This window comes from Pseudarthrobacter sp. B4EP4b (assembly GCF_006680095.1).
Taxonomy (GTDB): domain Bacteria; phylum Actinomycetota; class Actinomycetes; order Actinomycetales; family Micrococcaceae; genus Arthrobacter.
Window position 1 is genome coordinate 1 of record NZ_VHIJ01000092.1, and the last position, 2,752, is coordinate 2,752.

General features: G+C 62.9%; 3 protein-coding genes and 2 pseudogenes. All 5 read left to right on the forward strand.

Annotated elements, in window-relative coordinates; genetic code table 11:
* Window positions 1–188: 188 nt before the first annotated feature.
* Window positions 189–374 carry a hypothetical protein gene (locus FNL14_RS23740; RefSeq protein ID WP_255470977.1) on the forward strand — a complete coding sequence of 62 codons (186 nt, stop codon included), beginning with the start codon at window positions 189–191 and terminating at the stop codon, window positions 372–374.
* A 95-nt stretch (window positions 375–469) separates the two neighbouring features.
* Window positions 470–1,214 (forward strand): annotated as a pseudogene (locus tag FNL14_RS23745) (transposase).
* Window positions 1,215–1,725: 511 nt separating this feature from the next.
* Window positions 1,726–1,914 (forward strand): hypothetical protein, encoded by a 189-nt coding sequence (locus FNL14_RS22985; protein ID WP_142065131.1) that lies wholly within the window; start codon window positions 1,726–1,728, stop codon window positions 1,912–1,914.
* A 212-nt stretch (window positions 1,915–2,126) separates the two neighbouring features.
* Complete coding sequence (locus FNL14_RS23900; protein WP_370455911.1) at window positions 2,127–2,351, forward strand: DUF6226 family protein; 225 nt, start codon at window positions 2,127–2,129, stop codon at window positions 2,349–2,351.
* Window positions 2,342–2,437, forward strand: a pseudogene (locus FNL14_RS23905) (DUF6226 family protein); the annotation flags it as partial. The gene FNL14_RS23900 and the pseudogene FNL14_RS23905, both read left to right, overlap by 10 nt.
* Window positions 2,438–2,752: the final 315 nt, after the last annotated feature.

A 2,752-nucleotide genomic window follows, 5' to 3' on the forward strand; every position in this document is an offset into this window, starting at 1 on the left:
ACCCCACCCCACACCACCCAAAACCCCCAAAAACCAAGGAACTACAGGCCCATCAACGCCCCAAAGACACCAAAACGCCCACCAATAACCCATATGCACTGCCTCACACTACGGCGGCTCCCGCAGGCGGATGCTAGAAGCAACAACGCAATATCGGAACGGGAGAGATCATCGTTCAGAAGGAGCTCGTGGAGCGGTTGCTCGCGCAAGCCACGGAGCAGGGTTTGAACCTGGTGGGCTCGGGTGGCCTGCTGAAGCAACGAACGAGGACTGTGTTGGAAGTCCGCGCTGGAACCGAGATGACCGAGCGCTTCGGGCACGAGCATGGCCAGACACGGATCGCAGCCAAGATGCGCAACGACACCAGGACATAAACCCGTGCTGACCGAGATCGTTCGAACCGGGATCGAGGCGCCCCGGGCCCGCGACGTCTCGTTTGAGGCGGAATCGTGCCCAGACGGAAACGGCGTTGGGACGGCACCAATTAGATCGTGCTCTCGCTCTCTGCCCGGGGCTGACCACGGGGGAAATCGCCGCGCACATCGAAGAGGTCTGCGGGGCCAGAGTTTCTAAAGACACCATCAGCCGCATCACGGAGAAGGCCGCCGGGGAGCTCGCCAGTTGGTTTGCCCGGCCTCTGGATCCGCTCTAGCAGGTGCTCTTCATTGCCGCGGCCGTAGCCAAGGTCCGAGACGGGCAGGTGCGCAACACCCCGTTCTACGTCGCCGTGGGGTTCACCACCAACGGGGAGCGGGAGATTCTGGGCATGTCGGCCGGCGACGGTGGCGAGGAGGCCTGCCTCTGGCTATGTATTTTCCGAGCTGAAGAACCGGGGCGTGGAAGATGTGTTGATCGTCGTCTGCGACGGGCTCAAGGGCCTGCCCGAGGCGATCACCACCACCTGCGAGCGAACTGTCATGCAGCAATACATCGTGCACCGGATCCGCAACAGCTTCCGCTACGCCGGACGCCAGCACCGCCACGGCGTCGTCAATACACTCAAGCCCTTTACACGGCCCCGCCCGAGCAAGCGGCGAAGGACCGGTGCGCCGAGTTCACGGCCGAATCGGGCAGCGATACCCGGCCATGGTCCGGCTCTGCGAGTCCTCCTGGCTGAATTCGTGCCGTTCCTTGAGTACGACGCGGAGATCCGGGGTGCTCTCCACGACGACCGCGAACGAGTCAATCAACGCAACGATACCGAAGGGCGGTGAAGGTCTGCCGGCAGTTTCCGAACGGAACCGCGGCCCTGCAATGCCTGTACCTGGTTACCAAGATCTCTTGATCCAACTGGCGGCGGTCGGGCACGCCGGGTGATGAGGGGAAACCGGCACTAAACGCGTCCCGGTTACCTTCGCCGGCCGGTTCGAAGAAACACCAAAATTGAAAGCCGGTCTGCTCTCCACACCGTTTATCGGACAGTCTCGGCACAAAGCGGCTCCAACGGCCTGATGAGACACTCGTCCGTTGGCGCCACTTCGGTCACTGCTACCTGGGGGGCACTCATGGGGTCAGCTCGCGGCTTTGAGGAACACTCCTCTTGCTTCTCGGACCAGGATCGCGGCATAGGATCGGCAGAGGAATTGTTCCGCGGGGAGCCAACCGCGCTCCCGGTTCCGATGGCACGCCGCAGTGCGCTCTAAGTGCGCGGATCGGTCCCCTGCCCATGAGGTCAAGCACCGGGAAGGCTATGGACAGTTCGTCGAATTATGCGCCGCGCACGGAGTGCGGGCCGAAGAACTGGCTGCTGATTCTGGCCGGCTCTTTTGGTTCCTGCCGGCCTTTGGTTCCGATCTGGAAGAGTACACCCAGCTCAAGCCTGCTGCGGCCATATTTGCCGACAACACTATTGCCGGGCTGAGGCCGGACTCACGTTGGATGGTCTACGAATTCTCCTATTGGGGGCAGGAGTGAGCAGTGAGGTCGATCGCCTGCTGGATGGACTGCGCAGCGCGGATGAGGCAGCGGTGCGAGGCCTCATTGCTGTGGTGGCAGACCGGGCAGGAAGAACCGGACGAGTCACCGCCGGTGCATCCACTCCCGGATGCCACGGCGGCAGGAAGACCCTCGGCCGCCACTGCCGGCGATAACTTACGACGACGGAACACCTATCCCCTAGGACAAAAATGGGGCGCTGGTGGCCCGACCCGGATTCTTACGGTGTGGACAGCCACCCGGAGCGGTTCGCCGGCCTTCCTTCCGTGGCCCTTGCTCTGATTGAACATCTGGCTGCTGTGTACGACGTGGAATTCCATAAGGGCGCGGCGCACCCGCGGAGCTCCTACCGAGGCCCCAGACGCGCTGCAGGTTGTGAAGGTGACACCGGCGGCTCCCCGGAGCTGCGCCGCTGACGTTTGTGCTGACCGCATATGTCACAGTGCACGCCGGAGCGCTGCACGACTTTCATTCCCCCGTGTGCGCATGCGATGCATGTTAGGTACCGGCTGAGACCACAGCACACCGGATGGAGGCCGGGTGCTCACAGTCGTTGCTGGTGGACATGGCGCACGCTACCCAGTAGGCAGACAGCGGTGTAGCGGATATGCGCTGACAGCGCACGACGGATCCGGTACTGAAAGTGGGAAAGACGGACCACGCCCTACTTTCTCCCGCCGAATCCTGGATGCAGAAGTCCCGCTAGGCAACCTGGCCGGCGCATGGCGTCCCTGGCCGTTGGCCAGCATTTAGGCCTGGGGTTCGATGGCGGTGCGGCCATAAGTGAGCCGGCGTTGGCGCTTTGGCGGCCGCAACT

Excerpts from the sequence above, each read along its gene's own strand:
- FNL14_RS23900 (WP_370455911.1), top strand. The coding sequence starts at position 2,127 with ATGGGGCGCTGGTGGCCCGACCCGGATTCTTACGGTGTGGACAGCCAC.